Here is an 18,822-nt window from a genome sequence, read left to right as displayed (position 1 = left end):
GGGTCTCTTCCCTGGCTCTTCCCTGACTCTTCCCTGGATCTTCCCGGGTCAGCGGCGGCGGCGGGCCTGCCAGGCGGCGCCGACGGCCAGCGCCGCGACCAGCGCGCCGCCCGCCACCAGGCCGAGCGACGGGCCGTCGTCGGCGGGTGTGCCGCCGGCCGCCGGGGCCGCCGGTGCGGCGACGGTGTCGGCGCAGCCCGCGCGGGGGTATCCGGCGATGGCGCAGAGCACGCCCGCGGAGTCGTAGCGCAGCGGCGGGGCGACGGCGGCGAGCACGTCGGCGGAGGAGGCGGCGGCCGGGACGGCGGCGCACGCGGTGCGCGGCGCGGGCGGCTGCTCGCCGCCGGGGGCGTCGGCGGCGGTGCCGAAGTCCAGCACCACGGCGACCCGCTTGTGGCTCGCGGCGGGCGGGGTGTCGGCGCAGATCGCGGCGAATTCGCCGGTGGCGGTGGGCCGGGCGGCGTCCTGGCCGCCGTCCGGGCTCACCGCGAAGCGCCAGCCGTCCACCGCGCCGTCGGCCGGGACGAACCCGGCCGGACCGACCTGCTGGTACGCCCACGCGGAGCCGGACCACTTCCAGAACGACCAGTACCGGTACCCGGCCGCCTGCGCGCCGGGCGCGACGGCGACCAGCGCGGCCGCCAGCGAGGCCGTCAGCGCGACGAGCAGTGCGACGAGCGGGGCGGCCCCGGCCGCCGGCGCCCGCCGGAGGGCCGGCGCCGGGGTGGTGCGGGCGGTCACTTGGCGCCGTTGCGGGTGGTGCGGCGGCGGTTGAGGCTGAGCAGCAGGCCGCCGCCGACGCCGACGAGGAGGCCGACGCCGATCATCCAGCCGGCCGAGAAGCCGCCGTTCTCGTCGGGCTCGGTGATGCCGGAGCCGGGGGCCTTGGTGGCGTCCGGCTCGTTGGCGGCCTTCGCGGCGGCGGCCGCCGGGACGGAGGCGGGCTTCGGGCCGGCGTCGATCAGCAGCTGCACCATGTTGGTGCCGCCGAAGTTGTACGGGTCGAGCTTGGTGGCGCGGGCGACCAGCAGCAGGGTCGCGGCGGCGGCCGGGTCGGTGCCGTTCTTGCCCTGCGCGGCCCAGGCGTAGCCGTTGCCGGCCAGCCAGTCGGCGGCGCTGGCGGCCTCCTTGGCGTGCCCGGCCTGGACCAGGCTGAGCACCGCCCACGAGGTGGCGTTGAAGTCCGGGCCGGGGGTGGCGCCGGGGGTGTCCAGGAGCAGGCGCTGGCCGCCCGCGGCGAGCTTCGCGGTGAGGTACGCGGCCGCGGCCGACGCCGAGTCGGCGCGGGCCACGGTGCCGGCGGCCGCGCCGTCGGCGCAGGCCAGCGGCTTGGCCGGGGCGTCGGCCCGGCTGTCGGCGGTGACCGGGAGGTGGCCGCCGGCGGCGGCGAGCGCGGCCTGCGAGGAGGCGAGGACGTTGGCGGTCAGCGGGCTGCCGGCGACCGGCTGGTAGGCGAACGCGCCGCGCTGGTCGGCGGGGGAGGCGCAGCCGAGCTGGAAGCCGGCCAGGCCGTCGTACGCGCTGTGGCCGTCGCGGGCGACGCCCGCCGGGTCGGCGCCGGCGGCGAGCAGCGCGGAGACGGCGAGCGCGGTGGAGTCGGCGTCGCCGGGGCTGCCCGGGTTGTAGGACCAGGTGCCGTCGGTGTTCTGGTTGGCCTTGAACCACTGCACGGCCTTGGCGACCGGCTCGGCGTGGCCGCCGAGGGCGACGAGCGCCTGGACGGCGACGGCGGTGGCGTTGGAGTCCTCGGTCTTCGGGTCGCACGCGGTGGCGGTGTCGGCCCGGAAGGACGGCCAGCCGCCGTCCGCGCACTGCTGGCCGAGCAGCCAGCCGACGGCGGACTCGGCGGGCACGACCTCGTTCTGCTTCAGCGCGGTCAGGGCCAACGACTGCCGCCACACGCCGTCGTAGCCGGGGTCTCCCTTGCCGTACAGCCCGGCCGGCACGGCTGCCGGCGCCGGCGTGCCGGCCGGGCCGGGGGCGGTGCTGCCGGCGGCGCTGGGGGCGGTGCTCGGCGTGGCGGCGGGGCTGCTCGGTGCCGCCGAGGCGGATTCGGCCAGGGCGGGGGCGGCGGTGCCGGCCAGCAGCAGTCCGGCCAGGACGGCGGAGCCCAGACGGGCAGGGGTGATCATGGAGAGGGTGCCTTTCGGTGAGCGGTGGCAGCGGCCCGGGAGCACCGGGCCACCCGTAGACCACGACGGAGACGGCCGCTCGCCCTCCGCCGGGCAGTCCGACTGCGCCGCCGGGTGGGCGGCTCACGGTTGCGGGTCAGTGCCGGATTCGCACCGGCTTCCCCCTGGCGGAGAGCGGATGAAGTTGTTGTCGCGCCAGGCACTCTAACCGCCCCGCCGCCCCCGGCCGGAAAATGGAACCTGTTCTTGTCCGTCCCTTGCCCGCCCGGAGCGGTCAGCCGGCCGTGAGCAGCCGGGCCGCGGTGTGCAGGTCGGCGCGGACCTCCTGCAGCGAGGCGCGCCCGCACAGCCAGGCCAGCAGGGTGGCGTGCCAGGTGTGCCCGATCACCCGCAGCGCGGCCTGCTGGTCGGCGCTGGGCGCCCCGGGAAGGCGGGCGGCCTCCAGGACGATCGCCGAAGTCAGCCCGGACACCTCGTCCACCTCGCTGCTCAGCGAGCGGTCGGCGAAGGACAGGGCCCGCACCATCGCCTCCGCCAGCCGCGGCTCGCGCTGCAGCGCGTGGAAGGCGGCGGTGAGCGCCTCGGCGACCCGGGTGGCCGGGTCCTCGCCGGTCGGCGGGTGGCGGCGGACCTGTTCGTGCAGGTGGAGCAGCTGCTCGCGCATCACCGCGACCAGCAGGTGCACCTTGGACGGGAAGTACCGGTACAGCGTGCCGAGCGCCACCTCGGCGTCCTCGGCGACCTCGCGCATCTGGACCGCCTCGTACCCGCCGCGGGCCGCCAGCGCGGTCGAGGCGCGCAGGATCCGGCGCCGCCGCTCCGCCTGACGCGGAGTGAGCGACCCGTCGGCGACGGTGGTCGAGGTCAAGGCGGCCCCCAGGAGCGGCAGTCCGGACGAAGCGGTCTGTGGAAGAGTTCCCGGCGTGGTGCGAATCACCTGCCCTGGCTCGGGACACCAAGCTACGGCCCGGTAATCTTCGAGGACTCTCGTCGTTCACCCCGTGGACGACAGGAGCCCAGCACCACCCGTGAAACGTGATCTACTTTACCGGCCGTCGCCGGTCCCGGTGAGTAGGGATAAGGGGCCCCAGGATGACAGCGCAGCCGCCGCCGTCTCTGCGCATCGCCCTGCTCTCCTACCGCGGCGACCCGTTCTGCGGCGGCCAGGGCGTCTACGTCCGCCACCTCTCCCGGGAGCTCGCGAACCTCGGCCACCACGTGGACGTGATCGGCGCCCAGCCCTACCCGGTGCTGGACCCGGTCGAGGGCACCGGCTCGGTCCGCCTGGTCGAACTGCCGAGCCTGGACCTCTACCGCTCGGACGACCCGTTCCGCACCCCGGCCGCCGGCGAGTTCCGCGGCCCGGTGGACCTGCTGGAGTTCGCCACCATGCGCACCGGCGGCTTCCCCGAGCCGCTGACCTTCTCGCTGCGCGCCCGCCGCTACCTGGCCCGGCACAAGGGCCGCTACGACGTCGTCCACGACAACCAGACCCTCGGCTACGGCCTGCTCGGCCTGGAGCGCCACGGCTTCCCGCTGGTCACCACCGTGCACCACCCGATCACCGTGGACCGCCGGCTGGAGATCGCGGCCGCCGGCACCCGGCTGGAGCGGCTCGGCAAGCGCCGCTGGTACGCCTTCACCCGGATGCAGAAGCGGGTCGCCGGCCGGCTCGACCACATCATCACCGTCTCCGCCAGCTCCAAGGCGGAGATCGCCGAGGACCTGGGCGCCGCTCCCGGCGCGATCTCGGTGGTGCCGATCGGCGCCGACACCCGCCTGTGGTCCCCCTCGGACGCGGTCGCGGTCGTCCCCGGGCGGATCGTCACCACCTCCAGCGCCGACGTCCCGCTGAAGGGCCTGGTCCACCTGGTCGAGGCGCTCGCCAAGGTCCGCACCGAGCGGGACGCGCACCTGGTGGTGGTCGGCAAGCCGCAGCGCGGCGAGGGTCCGGTCGCCGACGCGGTGCGCCGCTTCGGCCTGGAGCCGCACATCGAGTTCCGCACCGGCCTGAGCGACACCGAACTGGTCGACCTGTACCGCTCCGCCGAGGTGGCCTGCGTGCCCTCGCTGTACGAGGGCTTCTCGCTGCCCGCCGCCGAGGCGATGGCCACCGCCACCCCGCTGGTCGCCACCACCGGCGGCGCCATCCCCGAGGTGGCCGGCCCGGACGGCGAGACCTGCCTGGCGGTGCCGCCCGGCGACGCGGGCGCGCTGGCCGGCGCGCTCGGCCGGCTGCTCGACGACCCCGAGCTGCGCGCCCGCCTCGGCGCCGCCGGACGCGAGCGGGTGCTGGCCCGGTTCACCTGGCGCCGCGCCGCCGAGCTGACCGCCGATCGCTACCGCGCCGCGATCGCCACCGGCGCCGGGCAGCGCGCCCGCTCCGGCCCAGGCTGGCGCTACGTCGGCTGAGCGGACCGGCGCCCCTGTCGGCCCGCACTCCGTCACCCGCACTCCGTCACCCACGCTCCGTCACCCACCCTCCGCAGGACCCGAAGCAGCAACGAATGGGAGCCCAGCAGTGCTGACCGTCGACTTCTCCCGCTTCCCGCTCGCCCCAGGCGATCGGGTGCTCGACCTGGGCTGCGGCGGCGGCCGGCACGCGTTCGAGTGCTACCGGCGCGGCGCCGACGTGGTCGCCCTCGACCAGAACGCCGAGGAGATCGCCGAGGTCCGCAAGTGGTTCGCCGCCATGGAGCAGGCCGGCGAGGCCCCGGCCGGTGCCAGCGCGGTGGCGATGGAGGGCGACGCGCTCAACCTGCCGTTCGACGACGGCACCTTCGACAAGATCATCATCTCCGAGGTGATGGAGCACATCCCCGACGACAAGGGCGTGCTCGCCGAGATGGTCCGGGTGCTCAAGCCCGGCGGCCTGCTCGCCGTCACCGTGCCCCGCTACCTGCCCGAGAAGATCTGCTGGGCGCTCTCCGACGAGTACCACGAGGTCGAGGGCGGCCACATCCGGATCTACAAGGGCGACGAGCTGGTGGAGAAGGTCCGCGGCGCCGGCCTGGAGCCGTACGGAACCCACCACGCGCACGCCCTGCACTCCCCGTACTGGTGGATCAAGTGCGCGGTCGGCGTCAACAACGACAAGGCGCTGCCGGTCAAGGCCTACCACCAGCTGCTGGTCTGGGACATCGTCGGCACCCCGGTGATCAGCAGGATCACCAAGGCCGCCGAGAAGGCGCTCAACCCGGTGATCGGCAAGTCCTTCGTGGTGTACGCCTCCAAGCCGCGGACCGGCGAGTGACGGCCGCGATCCCGGAGGCGCTGCTGCTGGACGGCGTCCTCGACGCCGAGCAGGCCGCCGCCACCGTGCGCACCATCCTCGCCGACCAGCGGCCGGACGGCGCCATCCCGTGGTTCACCGGCGGACACCTCGACCCCTGGGACCACACCGAGGCCGCGATGGCCCTGGACACCGCCGGCCGGCACGACGCGGCCGAGGCCGCCTACCGCTGGCTCACCGAGAACCAGAACCCCGACGGCTCCTGGTACGCCGGCTACACCCACCCCGCCGACGGCGGCCCGGTGGTGGTCAGCAACAGCGCCAAGGAGACCAACTTCTGCGCGTACGTCGCGGTCGGCGCCTGGCACCACCACCTCTCCACCGGCGACGACACCTTCCTCGAATGGATCTGGCCCACGGTCCGCCGCGCGCTGGACTTCGTGGTCGGCCTGCGGCTGCCCGACGGCCCGATCTCCTGGCGCCAGGACGAGGACGGCACCGCGCCCCAGGAGGCGCTGCTCACCGGCTCCTCCTCGATCCTGCACGCCCTGCGCTGCGGACTCGCCATCGCCGACCACCTGGAGGAGCCCCAGCCCGACTGGGAGCTCGCCGCCGGCCGGCTCGGCCACGCCGTCACCCACCACCCCGAGCGGTTCCTCGACAAGGACCGCTACTCGATGGACTGGTACTACCCGGTGCTCGGCACCGCGCTGCGCGGCGACGCCGCCGCCGAGCGGATCGAACGCGACTGGGACCGCTTCGTCGTCCCCGGCCTCGGCGTGCGCTGCGTCAGCGACCGGCCCTGGGTCACCGGCGGCGAGAGCGCCGAACTCGCCCTCGCGCTGTGGGCCGTCGGCCAGTCCGACCGGGCCGTGCAGATCCTGCGCTGGATCCGCCACCTGCGCCACGAGGACGGCTCGTACTGGACCGGGTACGTCTTCGAGGACGACGCGATCTGGCCCGAGGAGCGCACCACCTGGACCGCCGGCGCGCTGCTGCTCGCCGTCGCCGCGCTCGGCGGGGACCACGCCACGGTGACCGTCTTCGGCGGCGACCAGCTGCCCAGCGGGCTGGTCGTCGACGACTGCTGCTGACCCGGTGCCGGATGCCGGGTGCGGGATGCCCGGTGCCGGGCGTCAGGTGCCCGAACGCCCGAGGGGCGCGGAGCGTGAGCTCCGCGCCCCTCGGGCGTTGTGCGCGCCTGCGGCGTCCGCCGGGCCGGTCAGCCGCGCTGGATGCCGCTGGTGTCGCTCAGCAGGCCGTGCGTGCCGTCCGGCAGCTGCGCCACCAGCGCGGTGCCGCGCTGGTCGACCGCCAGGTACCAGGTGCCCGGGACCAGCTCGCCGACCGGGGCGCCGGCCGGGTTGTCCTTCGGCGCGAGCCGGCGCACGGCCGGGACCGCGAACCAGAACGGCGCGAACGGGGCCGCGGCGGCCGCCGGAGCGGGCGCCGGGGTGTGGTCCTGCGGCTGCGCGCCCGCCGGGGCCGGGAAGCCGTAGCCGGCGGCCGGCTGCTGCTGGCCGTACGGGACCTGCGGCTGGACCTGGGTCGCGACGTGCGGCTGCGGCTGCGGCGTGGTCTGGGCCAGCGGGTGGCCGGCCTGGGCCTGCGCCTGGGCGGCCGGGTCGGCGTGGCCCGCCGGGGCGCCCGGGTAGCCGTACTGGCCGCCGTGCTGACCGAACTGGTCGGGCTGGCCCGGCTGACCGGGCTGGCCGCCGGGGACACCGGCGTACTGGAAGCCCGGCGCCGCCGGCGGGGTGGCCGGCTTGTCGGACAGCAGCGGCGCCTGCAGCGCGGGCACCAGCGGACCGGCCGCGGCGGCACCCGCCAGCGCCAGCAGCGAGAGCAGAGCCAGGTAGGCGCCGAAGCTGTGGCCGAAGCCGGGGAGGTCGCCGCCGCCCATCAGCGACCACAGCGAGGTCCACAGCGCGGCCACCGACAGCGCGATGCCCCACTGGTCGAGACGCAGGCCCAGCACCTGGCGGTTGGCCACCGCCTCGCCCTGGAGGCGCTGGACCAGGACCAGGGCGGCCCCGATCAGGCCGAGCAGGAAGACCGAGGGCAGCACCGGGAACAAGGCCGTCGACCAGGCGCTGGTGGAGATGGGACCGAGCCGGGTGTCGACCGCCTGGTACGGCAGGAAGGAGGCGATGAGGAGCAGCACGGCCGCTCCCGCGACGGCGGCGTCTCCCCTGGTGAGAGCGCGCAGATTCACTGTCGGTCCCCTCGTTGGTGTGTCGTGGTCGGGGCAAAAGCCTAGAGCCATGCCATTCCGGAGCGCACGGCGCCCTCCGAAAAACAGCATTCCGGTCGGAACGTCAGATGATCGTAAAGTGATCGTCCGACGGGTGTTCAGCTGGTGGTCAGATAGGAAGTCAGGGCGTCGGCGATCCCCTGGGCCGCCTGCTGCCGCCACTGAGGATCCGTCATCCGCTTGGCATCGCCCGAGTTTCGCATGTTGCCGCACTCGATGAACACCTTGGGGACCCGCGACAGGTTCAGCCCGCCCAGGTCGCCCCGGGTGTCGAGCCCCTGCTGCCCGATGTAGTCCGCGTACGGCTCGCCCGTCGCCGCCTTGAACCCGTCCCGCAGCAGCACCCCGAGCCGGTGCGAGGGGTCGACGATCGCCGAGGTGTCCGCCTTCCCGGCCACCACCCGGGACGGCATGATCACGTGGAAGCCGCTGGCCGAACCCGGCGCGCCGTCCCCGTGCACCGACACCGCCGCGTCCGCCTTCGCCTCGTTGCCGATCCGCGCCCGCTCGTCGATGCACGGTCCCCACGCCCGGTCCCCGTCCTGGGTCAGCACCACCGTGGCACCCCGGTCCCGGAGGATCTGCCGTGCCCGGTGCACCACGTCCAGCGTGAAGTCCGCCTCCGAGTAGCCCGCGTCGGTCGACGTCCCCGTGGTGTCGCACTCCTTGCGACTGTTGCCGATGTCCACCTGCTTGGCGATGTCGGACGTGTGCCGGCCGTTGCCGGTGTTGTGGCCCGCGTCCAGCAGGACCGTGCGCCCCGCCAGCTGCCGCCCGCCCGGTGACGAGGACCCCGACGGCGCCGCACTCGGACTCCCCGCCGCTGCGGAGGCGCCCGCGCCGGACGGCGCCACCGAGCCGGGCGCGGCCGGCGACGGGTCGAGCAGGTCGCCCTCGCTGAACGCCGCCGAGGAACGCGGCGCCGCCGCACCCGCCCGGTCGGAACTGCTGTTGGCCAGCGCCTGCCAGCCCAGCCACCCCACCAGGCAGAGCGACAGCGCCGCACCCCCGGCGACGGCCACGCGGAACCGCCCCGAGCGGCGCGGCCGCTCCGCGAACGGGTCCTCGTGCTGGTCGTACTGGTCGTTCCGGTGGTGCTGTTCGGGTCGTTCGGGCCTCACGAGCGGTTCAGATCCTGTCCCAGGTGCGGGGCGCCAGGTTGTAGGCACCCGCGATCGGCTTCCACTTTTCCACGAAGTCCTTCTTCGACTGCGTGGCCTTCGGGTTGAGGTCGTTGGCCTTGGTCAGATCGGGCGTGGTCGGCGCCGTCGCACCCGCGCAGCCCTGGCTGCTGACGGTCCGCGCCCACGCCGCGTACGCCCGGTCGATGTCCCCGGACTGCTGCCACGCCGACCGCAGCACCTGCACCGCCTCCGCGCCGCCCGGCAGGTCCGTCACCTGCAGCGCGGACAGCGACGCCAGCAACTGGTCCCGCTGCTTCGCGCCCTCGTCGAACACCCCGGCGGCACTGTCGATCTCCGCCTTCGCCGGGCAGCTGCGCACCTTCGCCACCGCGCTGCCGATCGGCGCCTTCGCGTTCTCGCCCCGGGTCAGCAGCTCGTCCAGCGCCTTCGCCTGCGCCGCCGCGTTCGGCCCCGCGGCGCCCGCCGACTCCGACGCGCTCGGCGCCGCGGAGGACGCGTTCGGGGAGGCCGAGCCGCCGCCGTTCTGCGCCGGAGCGGGCTGCGGAGCCGATGACGCCGGCGCCTTCGCCTCCGGCGAGCCACCGCCCTTCGCGTTCTGCACCGCGAACACCACGCCGACGCCGATCAGCACCAGCAGCGCCACCCCCGCACCCACCAGCAGCGGCATCCTGCTGCGGCGCGGCTCGTCGTCGTACGGCTCGGCGAGGTCGTTGTTGTAGTCGTACTGGGCACTCGGCTGCGGCTGGTACGCCTGCGCCTGCGGAGTCCCGAACGGAGGAGCCCCGAACGCCGGGCCCCCCTGCGACGCCTGCGGCCCGAACGCCGGCCCACCCGCGAACGGCCCCCCGCCACCGCCACCGGGCGCGGGAGGGAACGGGCCACCGGGGGCGCCCTGCCCCGACGCGGACGCGAACGGGTCGGCGGCAACACCGGGCGCGGGCGGGAACGGACCGGGCTGCACGCCCTGCCCCGGAGCGGTCCGGAACGGTGCCGCACCACGGTCATCGGGAGCGAACGGGTCGGCGGCCACCCCCGGCGCCTGCGGGAACGGCCCCGGCGGCTGCTCGCCCCGCCCGACCGGCGGAATCAGCGCCGTCGGCTGCTCACTCGCACCGCCCGGCGGGAACGCCCCGGGCGCGGCCTGCTCGCCCTGCACCGGCGCCCCGGGCGGGAAGGGACCCGGCTGAGCCGCACCGCGCTCCGCCGGGGCGAACACCGAGGGGCCGCCGGGCGCCGCCTGCGCGCCGCTCTCGGCGGGCGGGAACGGGCCGGCAGGGCCGCCCTGCCCGGGCGCCGCCGGCGGGTACGGCGCGGCACCACCCTGTGCGGGCGGGAACGGCGTCGCCGGCGCAGCACCCTGCGCCGCCGGGTACGGCGCGGCACCGCGGTCGGCGGGTGGGAACACGTCGGCCGCGCCACCCGCCGCGGGCGGGAAGGGACCCGGCTGCGCCGCACCGCGCTCCGCCGGGGCGAACACCGAGGGGCCGCCGGGCGTCTGCTGCGTGCCGCGCTGGACGGGTGCGAAGACGTTGGTGACACCGCCCTGCGCGGGTGCGGGCGGGGCGGGCTGCTGGGTCCCGGGTGCGCCCGGCGCTCCCGCCGTCGCGGGCCCGCCGTCCGTCGCCCACGGCCCGCTCTGCGGCGGCCGACTGCCGAACGGCGACGCTGGCGCCGCACCCGGAGCACCCGGAGCACCCGGAGCACCCGGAGTCCCGGGGACGCCGGCAGCAGTCGCACCCGGCGGCGCCGGAGCGTGCGGGGAGGTCCCCGGAGGGGCGGGCGGCGCGGCGAACGGCGAGGGAGCCGTCATGCCCGGCGGCACCGGGGCGCCCGGCTGGGCGTGCGACGGAGCGTTCGGCGGGGCGAACGGCGAGGCGGGCGGTGTCGCGCCGGGCGGCATCGGCGCGGCCGGCGGGCGGCCGGGCTCCGCGCCGGCGGGCGCCCCGCCCGCGGGCTCGGCCTTGCGGCGGACCCAGCCGCCGGCACCGCCGCGCGCGGTCGGATCCCAGACCGCCGGGGCGGTGTTGTCCTGTTCCGTCATGTCCTGCCTCGCCCCCACTGACCCTCTGCGTCCGTGCCCGGTCGAGCCGCTCGGTGTGCTCAGCTGTTCGGCTGCCGCCGACACCGTATCGGGCGCGGGCATGCCGATCCACGGCGGACCCGTACGGCCCCACCGTGGAGGAAGACGTTAGAGCATCGGTGATCGTGCCCGCAGGAGGCTTGGGGCGACTGGGCGGTCAGCCCCCGGAACGGCGCAGCACGCGGAGCGAACCGGTCACCGAGATCTCCTCGAAGCCCTCACGCAGTGCCCGCTGGTGAACCCGGTACGGGGCCTGTCCGCCGTCCGCGGGGTCGGGGAAGACGTCGTGGATGACGAGCAGCCCGTCCTCGGCGAGGTGGGGCGCCCAGCCCTCGTAGTCGCCGGTGGCGTGCTCGTCGGTGTGCCCGCCGTCGATGAAGACGAGTGCGAGCCGGCCGCCCCAGACGGCGGCGACCTGCGGGGACCGGCCGACCAGGGCGATGAGGTGGTCCTCCAGGCCGGCGGCGTGCAGGGTGCGGCGGAAGGTGGGGAGGGTGTCCATCAGGCCGACGGCGGGGTCGACCAGGGTCGGGTCGTGGTACTCCCAGCCGGGCTGCTGCTCCTCGGAGCCGCGGTGGTGGTCGACGGTCAGCGCGACGGTGCCGGTGCGCCGGGCGGCGTCGGCGAGCAGGATCGCCGAGCGTCCGCAGTAGGTGCCGATCTCGAGGACGGGCAGGCCGGTCCGGGTGGCGGCGTCGACGGCGGCCGCGTAGAGCGCGAGTCCCTCGTCGACCGGCATGAAGCCGGTCGCCGCCTCGAACGCGGCGAGCACCTCGGGGGCGGGCCGGGCGTCGGCCCGCGCGATGGCGTCGGTCATGGGGAGGCTCCCTGCTCACGGTGCGGGGCCGATCCGTCGGCCCGGGGTGCGGCGTACCCTGCCCGGACCCTACTGGATGGTAGTTCCGTCCTTCCCCGCACCCCGCCGGACCGCTCCCGGCTCGGATCCGCGCCGCTCCCGGGCAGGTCGCGACCTGCTCACACCGCCATCAGCTCGCGTTCGATCCGCTCCCGGTACGGGGCCAGCTCGGCCTCGACGGCGTCCAGTTCCGCCGGCTCGACCCGCACCGCGGGCTCGCCCTCCGGCTGCTGCTCCAACAGCCGGATCCGCAGGTGGGTGGGCGGGTGGGTGCTGTCGACGGCGCCGAGTTCGCGGGCGGACAGCCGCAGCCGGCGCTCGCGCTCCTGCGCGGGGACGGAGGCGCAGTCGGCGGCGATCTCGGCCCACAGGTCCCGGTCGGGGAGGGCCTGGCGGCTGCTCAGGTTGCGTCCCCGGCGGGGCACGGCCCGGCGGCGGCGGATCACGGTCTCCACGGTCGGGCCGTTCAGCAGCATCGCCAGCATGCCGGCCGCCGCGCCCGCGCCGGCGGTGTCGGCGGCGAGCCGGTCGGCGCGGTACTCGGCGGCCTGCCCGGCGCGGACGGTGAGCCGTTCCAGGGCTATCAGCAGCCCGTACGCGGCGAGGTTGGCCGCACGGAGGAAGAGCCGGCTGACCCACATGGCGACGGCCACTATCCCCTCGCGGTGGAGGTCGTGCGGTGCGGGCCGGGTGAGCCGGAACCACTCGACCAGCGCGCTGCCGGCGCTGTGCAGCCACAGGCCGCGGCGGTTGTCCCCGTTGACGCCGTGGCCGAACTCGTGGCCGAGCAGGGCGACCCGCTGCTGCGGGGTGAGCGCGTACCAGAGCGGCAGGCCGAGGTGGAGGACGGAGCGCCGGCGCGGTCCGTGCTTGCCGAAGGAGGCGTTGAACGAGCCGTCCACCACGATCGCGTCCACCGGCCGGGTGCCGAGCGCGGCCGCGACCCGGTCGGCCAGCCCGTACAGCGCGGGTGCCTCGGGCCGGGTGACGGCGTCCTTCCGTTCGGTGCGGAAGCTGCCGAGCCGGGGGCGGAGCAGGAAGGCCAGCAGCAGACCGACCGAGCCGAGCACCCGGGCCGGCCAGGCGTCGGTCAGGAGCAGCAGCACCGACCCGGTGAGGACGCCGAGCGAGACCAGGTGGACCAGCCCGGCGAGCCCGTACGCGGCCAGCGCGGAGAGGTCCCGGTGGGCGGGGGCGTCCGCGGCGACGAGGCCGTGGACGTGCTCCACCCGGGCGCGCACGGCGCGTTCGCGGGCCGCGGTGCGGCGTTCCTCGCGCTCGGCCCGGCGGCGGGCCCGGGCGGTGCGGTGTTCGACGACGGGGGCCGCATCGGTGAGGTTCCACTCGCAGGCCGGGCACCAGGTGCGGGCGCGCGGGTCGTCGACGATCGGTGCGGCGCACCCGGGGCAGGCGGTGGTCGTGGCGGCGGGCGACGGCGCGGCCGGGGTGGGGATCACGGGGGCGGATCATGCCAGGACGCCGGGCCGCGGGGGAAGCGGTTTCGGACCCCGGCCCCGCTCCGGGGCCGGGTTCTCCGTGCGTGCCGGATGCGCTATACATGGGTCAGCCGACAGTAGAACGCGTTCTAGATCCGGGGTCCTCGCCCGGATCCGACCAGACCACGGGAGCAGCCATGCGCGCAGCGATCCTGCACGAGACCGGCCAGGACAAGCTGGAGGTCCGTGACGACGTCGAGGCGGTCGGCTTCGGCCCCGGAAAGGTCCGGGTCCGGCTGCGGGCGACCAGCCTGTGCCACTCGGACCTGTCCGCCATGGCCGGGATCATGCCGCAGCCCGCCCCGTTCGTCCCCGGCCACGAGGGCGCCGGCGACGTGGTCGCGGTCGGCGAGGGCGTCACCGGCGTCGCCGAGGGCGACCGGGTGGTGCTCTGCTGGATGCCGCCGTGCGGCGACTGCGCGCACTGCCGCACCGGCCAGGGCCACCTCTGCGTGGCCGGCCTGCGCCGGCTGTCCACCCCGAACTTCCGCTTCGGCGGCAGCACCGACGCGTTCGGCTTCTACAGCACCGGCACCTTCGCCGAGGAGGTCGTGGTCGCCGCGGACAGCGTGCTCAAGGTGCCCGCCGACATGCCGTACGACCTGGCCGCGCTGATCGGCTGCGGCGTCACCACCGGCCTCGGTGCCGCGGTCAACACCGGACGGGTGGAGCCCGGATCCTCGGTCGCCGTGATCGGCGCCGGCGGTGTCGGCATCGCCGCCGTCCAGGGCGCCCGGATCTGCGGCGCCGCCCGGATCACCGTGGTCGACCCGGTCGCCTCCCGCCGCGAGCGGGCCCTCGCCTTCGGCGCCACCGACGCGGTCGCGCCCGAGGAGCTCAAGGCGACCGCCCGCGGTGTCGCCGGCGGCGGCTTCGACTACGTCTTCGAGGCGGTCGGCCGGTCCGCCACCGTCCGCGCCGCGTACGACGCCGCCCGGCGCGGCGGCGCGGTGGTGGTGATCGGCGCCGGACCCAAGGACGACAAGGTCGAGTTCAGCATGGCCGAGCTCTTCTTCAACGAGAAGCGGGTGCTGCCCTCCTTCTACGGCGGCGGCGACGTCCAGCGCACCGTCGCCCGCGCCGTCGACCTGTGGCGGGCCGGGCGGCTCGACCTCGCCGGGATGATCACCCACCGCCTCCCGCTGGAGGGCGTCAACGAGGCGATCGGCCAGATGCGCAGCGGCGAGGCGCTGCGCACCGTGCTGACCCTGGACTGAGCCGGACCGGGCCCGGACAGCCCCGGGACCGGCCGGACGCACGCGCCGGGGCCGCGCCACCTCCTCCCGGTCGGTGGCGCGGCGGCTCGATGGGCCGGGTCGGTCGGGTCAGCCCGTTCGGCCGGTCGGTCAGCCGGTTCGGCCGGTCGGTCAGCCGGTTCGGCCGGTGCGGAGGAAGCCCGCCAGCAGCTCGTGCAGCACCGCCGCGCCCTCCTCGGCCAGCACCTCGTGCCCGGCCCCGGACGCCTCCACGTAGCGGAAGTGCTCACCCTCCACCCGGCCCAGCCGGAGCAACTCGTGCCGCAGCGACCGCGACTGGCTCACCGGCACCACCTCGTCCCGGTCGCCGTGCACCACCAGCAGCGGCACCCGCAGGCGGTGCGCCAGCTGCAGCACGTCCCGCGGGCCCCGGGTGTCCTCGATCGGCTGGTCGCCGCCGAGCCGTCCGGTCAGCGCCCGGACCGGCGCGGACGCCTCGGCCGCCAGCCGGGCCCCCGACAGGAACGGTGCCACCACCGCGCAGCGCGCCACGTGCTCCAGCGGGGCGTGCGCCGCCACCAGCAGGGCCAGGAACGCGCCGTAGCTCACCCCGAACAGGGCCGGCGGCTCCAGGCCGAGCGCCGCCCGCTGGCCGGCCACACCCTCCACCAGGGCCAGTACGTCGTCCAGGTCGGGGCCGCCCCACGCGCCGCGGATCGCCATCGTGTGCTCCGGCCCGTAGCCGGTCGATCCGCGTTGGTTCGGCGCCAGCACCGACAGCCCCTCGGCCGCCATCCGCTGCAGCGCCGGATCGAACTCCAGCCGCCAGGCGTCCGCCGGGCCGCCGTGCAGCGCCACCACCAGGTGCGGGGCCGACAGCCAGGCGTCCCCGCCGTACACCACCGACTCGATCGGACCGGCCGGGCCCGCCAGCTCCAGGCTCTGCGCCGGATGCCAGCTGCCGCCGTCGCCGGGCACCGCACTGCCGTCCAGCCGCCAACCGGACGGCACGCCGCGCACCGCCCGGGCCGGCGACGCCCACGCGGGCGCCGGCCCGTGGCCCGGACCTCCCACCGGGCCCCCGCCCAGCGGGGCCAGCTGCAACGGCAGCGGCACCGCGCTCGGCACGCTCGCGGGCCCCTGGCCCAGCAGCGCCTCCACGTCCAGCGTCGCCAGCGCGGCCGGACGGTCCGGCGCGGAGTACGGCATCCGCAGGCCCGCCGCCGACCAGTGGCCGATCGCACCCAGCCGCCCCGCCGGGACGGGCAGCGGATCCAGCCGCCCCCCGCTCGGCTGCCACAGCGCCAGGGCCGAACCCGCGCCGTGGTCGAGCTGCACCGCGACCCGCGGTTCCGCCGTGCCGTCGCCGGGTGCCAGCGCGATCGGCCGCAGGAACATCCCCGCGATGTGCAGGCACTCCGGGAAGCGCACCGGCTCGCTGCCGCCCAGCAGGCCCCAGCCGAGCCGGTCCGCGCCGGGCGCGTCACTGCGCACCATGCCGAACCGGGTCTCCGGGTCGAACAGCACCAGCCGGTCGTTGCTCCGCTCGCCGATCTCCAACAGCGGGGTCACCGAACCTCGTTCGAGGTCCAGCACGACCGTCTTCACCACGCCGTCGGCCACCCGGTCCAGCGCCAGCAGCCGACCCGACCGGTCCAGCCACACCCCGCCGCCGTACAGCCCGGGCAGCTCCGCCACCCGGACCGGCTCGGACGGCTCCGCCGTCACCAGCCACACCGTGGTCACCGGCCGGCCGTCCGTCCCGAGCGCCACCGCCACCGGCCCGCCCGGGCCGCTCCCGTCCGCCCGGGGGATCGGCAGCAGGCGCAGACCCGGCAGCCGGAGCGTCGCCAGCGCCAGCTCCTCCACCGGACCGCCGTCGGCGCCCGGACCCAGCAGGACCAGCGCGTGCCGGTCGCCGTCGTGCCGGCAGACCAGCACCCGGCCGTCGGTCAGCGCGACCAGCTGCGAACGCAGGCTCTCCGCCGCGCGGCCCGCCGCCGGGCGCAGACCGGTCGGCGCCGCCGGACCGCCCTCGGCCAGCCGCCAGCTCTCCACGTACCAGCCGCCGTCCGCGCCGGCCGCCAGGCAGGCCGCGTGCGAGCCGTCCGCCGCGAAGGTGAAGCTCAGCCGCCGCATCGCCTGCGTCCCGGACCGCGTGACCGTACTCATCGCGCCACCTCCACCTGCTGCCCGACGTCCACCCGGTGTGGCACGTCCGCACCGCTCGCCACCGTTAGCCCTGCGCGCGCGCTCGCGTTCGGGCCGCCCGGCAGCTGCCGGGCCACGGAGGCGGCGCCCCGAGCAGCGGCCCGGCCGGTGCCGACCGCTGCGAGCGCCCGCGGCCCGGCCCGCGGCACGTCCGGATCGCCTGCGGTCGCCTCGCCCCCGGTCACCCCGAGCGCGTCCGTCGTCGGCCGGCCAGGTCGCCGCACCGCCGCGGGGGAGGCGACGCAACGGGCGTCGCCCGGTCTCGCGGTGAGTGCCTGCGGGGCGGCCCAGATCCGCGGACCGCCGTGCCGCAGGCCCGTCGGGAAGTCCGGCGGGCCCGCCGGCCCGGTCTCGTCGGCCGGGGCGGTCGCGTCGGTGACGGCTTCGGTGACGGCTTCGGTGACGGCTTCTGCGGTGCCGGTGAGGGCGGCTCGGGCCCGGTCGAGGCTCCAGCGCTGCTCGGGTGCCTCGGCGCGCAGCCCGAGGACGACCGGGGCGAGCCGGCGGGCGGTCACCCCGTCGCGGGCGGCCAGGGCCAGCCAGCGACCGAGCCGCTCGGCCACCGGGCGGGCCCGCGGCAGGTCCTCGGGGAGCAGCGGGTCATGGCCGGTAGCGAGCAGGAAGAGCAGCCCGCCGAGCGCGTAGAGGTCGGTGGTGAAGGCGGCCCGGCCGAGCCGGTGCGGCCCGCTGTGTTCCGGCGCCCGGTACCCGGGGCTGCCGGCCGATCCGGCCACGGTGCCCACCTCGACCGCCGACTCCAGGTCGGCCAGGCGCAGTTCCCCGTCGGGGCGGACCGTCACGGTGCCGGGGGAGAGGCCTCGGAGGACCAGCCCGTGCCGGTGGCACCGCTCGACCAGCGTCACCAGGGCGGCCGCCGTCGGCCCGGCCTCGGCCCAGTCGACGCCCGGCGTGCCGTCCCGGTGCAGCCGGGCGGTGACCCAGCGGCCGAGCGGTTGGCCGACGATCCGCTCCTGGACCAGGAAGAGCGAGCCGTGCTGCTCGATCACGCCGAGCGGACGGGGCGTCAGCCCTTGGCCGTCGACCCGCTCCAGCAGCGCCGCCTCCCGGCGCAGGGCGGACCGGGCGTCGGTGCCGGAGCGGTCCACTTCGATGTGCGTGCGGGCCTGTCTGACCACCACCTCGGAGCCGGTGTCGGTGTCCCGCCCCAGGAAGACCCCGCCCTCGGCGCCGTGCCGGACGGCCGCGGTCAGCGCGTACCGCCCGCCGATCAGCATCCCGGCCGGTCCGCCGGTGCCCAGGCCGCCCGGCGGCGCGGGTGCGGTCGACCCCCTCCCCTCGACGGGGTCGACCGCACCAGGCGGACGCCGGTAGTGCACCAGGCTGCCCGGACGGTGGGGCCGGCCGGGCAGCACCACCGGGCCCGGCATGCCGAGGGTGGCCCGGTCGAGCTCCTCGGCGAGCCGGCGGAATTGCCGGTCGTCCATCGGATAAACGGTGATGAATTTCCCGGCCGAGCCGTGGTCGCCGTTCCGGGAATCGATCTCGCGGAGCTTTTCCCGATCGGCGGCGAACGTGAACGGGCAGGGATCGTCGGCAATCGCCGCGGAAACCGCCGCGAGGACCTCCACCGCCACTTCGGGGGCTGCGCCGACGTGCAGTCTCCACCCTTGGGCGGGGACCTCACAGCCGTGCGGCCGGGCCGTGCACCAGAAGCCCTCGACCGCGACCCCCCAGCCACCGTCGCCTCCCCGGGCCCTGCTGCCGGCCACGGCCGCCCGTGCCACCTCCACCAACGTGCCGTCCGCTCCCGGCCCGTCGCCGACCGGCACCGACCCCCGGGCCGGACGCAGCGGTGTGCCCGCCCCCATCTGCTCACACCCCTTCCCGCGTGCCTGCGCCTACCGGTCTGTGGAAGTCACGAGAGCCGCCCCCCAGTCCTTCGGCCCGGGGTTCCCCGGGCCGAACGGACCATTTCCCCATCGCGGGAGCCGCAGCCGGATTACCGGCCGCAGCTCCTTTTATCCGACCCCCCTGGCCGGGCAACTCTCGTTCGCAGGACTGAAGTTACTTTCGTGATCCGAGGCGGCTCAACACCCGCCCGGTCACTTCACCCGTAAGGGTGATCTCGATTCGTTTTCGAATGCGAACGACCTCCCGCGTGTGGCCGGGGCTTTCGGGGGCGACGTCCGGTCCGGGCGCCCCCGAGCGGTCCCCGGACGCCGTTCCGCGGCCCCGCGCGCCGGTTGACGTGCAGGTGTG

14 protein-coding genes are annotated in these 18,822 nt (G+C 76.3%); 4 read left to right on the top strand and 10 right to left on the bottom strand.

All coding sequences use genetic code 11. From position 1 onward, the window contains the following. Positions 1-48: 48 nt before the first annotated feature. The 3 genes from ABEB06_RS12010 to ABEB06_RS12000 all read right to left on the bottom strand — a co-directional run bounded on the left by ABEB06_RS12010 (position 49) and on the right by ABEB06_RS12000 (position 3,000). On the bottom strand, positions 49-741 hold the full coding sequence (locus ABEB06_RS12010) for an SCO2322 family protein (RefSeq protein WP_425559615.1): 693 nt from the start codon (positions 739-741) through the stop codon (positions 49-51). Beyond that, entirely contained in the window at positions 738-2,132 is a 1,395-nt protein-coding gene (locus tag ABEB06_RS12005; RefSeq protein WP_345696836.1) for an SCO2321 family membrane protein, read from the bottom strand. The genes ABEB06_RS12010 and ABEB06_RS12005 overlap by 4 nt, the downstream gene beginning before the upstream one ends. 274 nt (positions 2,133-2,406) lie before the next feature. Further along, positions 2,407-3,000 carry a TetR family transcriptional regulator gene (locus ABEB06_RS12000; protein WP_345696835.1) on the bottom strand — a complete coding sequence of 198 codons (594 nt, stop codon included), beginning with the start codon at positions 2,998-3,000 and terminating at the stop codon, positions 2,407-2,409. A gap of 224 nt (positions 3,001-3,224) precedes the next feature. Here ABEB06_RS12000 and ABEB06_RS11995 point away from each other — a divergent pair, with 224 nt between their 5' ends. The 3 genes from ABEB06_RS11995 (at position 3,225) to ABEB06_RS11985 (ending at position 6,458) form a co-directional block, all read left to right on the top strand. Beyond that, a complete protein-coding gene (locus ABEB06_RS11995) occupies positions 3,225-4,544 on the top strand; it encodes a glycosyltransferase family 4 protein (RefSeq protein ID WP_345696834.1) in 1,320 nt (439 codons plus the stop codon). 109 nt (positions 4,545-4,653) lie between these two features. Next, positions 4,654-5,385: a class I SAM-dependent methyltransferase gene (locus ABEB06_RS11990; RefSeq protein WP_345696833.1), complete on the top strand. Its 732-nt coding sequence runs from the start codon at positions 4,654-4,656 to the stop codon at positions 5,383-5,385. Beyond that, on the top strand, positions 5,382-6,458 hold the full coding sequence (locus ABEB06_RS11985; protein WP_345696832.1) for a prenyltransferase/squalene oxidase repeat-containing protein: 1,077 nt from the start codon (positions 5,382-5,384) through the stop codon (positions 6,456-6,458). Before ABEB06_RS11990 ends, ABEB06_RS11985 begins: the two co-directional genes overlap by 4 nt. A 128-nt stretch (positions 6,459-6,586) precedes the next feature. Here ABEB06_RS11985 and ABEB06_RS11980 read toward each other — a convergent pair whose 3' ends face one another. The 5 genes from ABEB06_RS11980 to ABEB06_RS11960 all read right to left on the bottom strand — a co-directional run bounded on the left by ABEB06_RS11980 (position 6,587) and on the right by ABEB06_RS11960 (position 13,156). Further along, positions 6,587-7,579, bottom strand: a complete 993-nt coding sequence (locus tag ABEB06_RS11980) for a hypothetical protein (RefSeq protein WP_345696831.1) — start codon at positions 7,577-7,579, stop codon at positions 6,587-6,589. Positions 7,580-7,716: 137 nt separating this feature from the next. Further along, complete coding sequence (locus ABEB06_RS11975; protein WP_345696830.1) at positions 7,717-8,739, bottom strand: N-acetylmuramoyl-L-alanine amidase; 1,023 nt, start codon at positions 8,737-8,739, stop codon at positions 7,717-7,719. Positions 8,740-8,746: 7 nt separating this feature from the next. Beyond that, positions 8,747-10,804, bottom strand: a complete 2,058-nt coding sequence (locus ABEB06_RS11970; protein WP_345696829.1) for a hypothetical protein — start codon at positions 10,802-10,804, stop codon at positions 8,747-8,749. Between the two features lie 196 nt (positions 10,805-11,000). After that, positions 11,001-11,660: a class I SAM-dependent methyltransferase gene (locus ABEB06_RS11965; protein ID WP_345696828.1), complete on the bottom strand. Its 660-nt coding sequence runs from the start codon at positions 11,658-11,660 to the stop codon at positions 11,001-11,003. A 158-nt stretch (positions 11,661-11,818) separates the two neighbouring features. Next, positions 11,819-13,156 (bottom strand): M48 family metallopeptidase, encoded by a 1,338-nt coding sequence (locus tag ABEB06_RS11960; protein WP_345696827.1) that lies wholly within the window; start codon positions 13,154-13,156, stop codon positions 11,819-11,821. Between the two features lie 176 nt (positions 13,157-13,332). Between ABEB06_RS11960 and ABEB06_RS11955 the strand changes: the two genes are divergently transcribed. Beyond that, positions 13,333-14,412, top strand: a complete 1,080-nt coding sequence (locus ABEB06_RS11955) for a Zn-dependent alcohol dehydrogenase (protein ID WP_345696826.1) — start codon at positions 13,333-13,335, stop codon at positions 14,410-14,412. Positions 14,413-14,562: 150 nt separating this feature from the next. Here the strand turns inward: ABEB06_RS11955 and ABEB06_RS11950 are convergent, their stop codons facing one another. Together ABEB06_RS11950 and ABEB06_RS11945 are read right to left on the bottom strand one after the other, a co-directional pair. After that, entirely contained in the window at positions 14,563-16,563 is a 2,001-nt protein-coding gene (locus tag ABEB06_RS11950; protein WP_345696825.1) for an alpha/beta hydrolase family protein, read from the bottom strand. Next, positions 16,560-18,431, bottom strand: coding sequence for a class III lanthionine synthetase LanKC N-terminal domain-containing protein (locus ABEB06_RS11945; protein ID WP_486334164.1), 1,872 nt, complete (start codon positions 18,429-18,431; stop codon positions 16,560-16,562). Before ABEB06_RS11945 ends, ABEB06_RS11950 begins: the two co-directional genes overlap by 4 nt. Between the last annotated feature and the right edge of the window lie 391 nt (positions 18,432-18,822).

The organism is Kitasatospora terrestris (assembly GCF_039542905.1).
GTDB lineage: Bacteria > Actinomycetota > Actinomycetes > Streptomycetales > Streptomycetaceae > Kitasatospora > Kitasatospora terrestris.
This window is presented reverse-complemented; position numbering and strand designations above follow the sequence as displayed.

Coding starts and splice junctions, on each gene's coding strand:
- ABEB06_RS11970 (WP_345696829.1), bottom strand. CDS start 10,804: ATGACGGAACAGGACAACACCGCCCCGGCGGTCTGGGATCCGACCGCG.
- ABEB06_RS11965 (WP_345696828.1), bottom strand. CDS start 11,660: ATGACCGACGCCATCGCGCGGGCCGACGCCCGGCCCGCCCCCGAGGTG.
- ABEB06_RS11995 (WP_345696834.1), top strand. CDS start 3,225: ATGACAGCGCAGCCGCCGCCGTCTCTGCGCATCGCCCTGCTCTCCTAC.
- ABEB06_RS11955 (WP_345696826.1), top strand. CDS start 13,333: ATGCGCGCAGCGATCCTGCACGAGACCGGCCAGGACAAGCTGGAGGTC.
- ABEB06_RS12005 (WP_345696836.1), bottom strand. CDS start 2,132: ATGATCACCCCTGCCCGTCTGGGCTCCGCCGTCCTGGCCGGACTGCTG.
- ABEB06_RS11950 (WP_345696825.1), bottom strand. CDS start 16,563: ATGAGTACGGTCACGCGGTCCGGGACGCAGGCGATGCGGCGGCTGAGC.
- ABEB06_RS11945 (WP_486334164.1), bottom strand. CDS start 18,431: ATGGGGGCGGGCACACCGCTGCGTCCGGCCCGGGGGTCGGTGCCGGTC.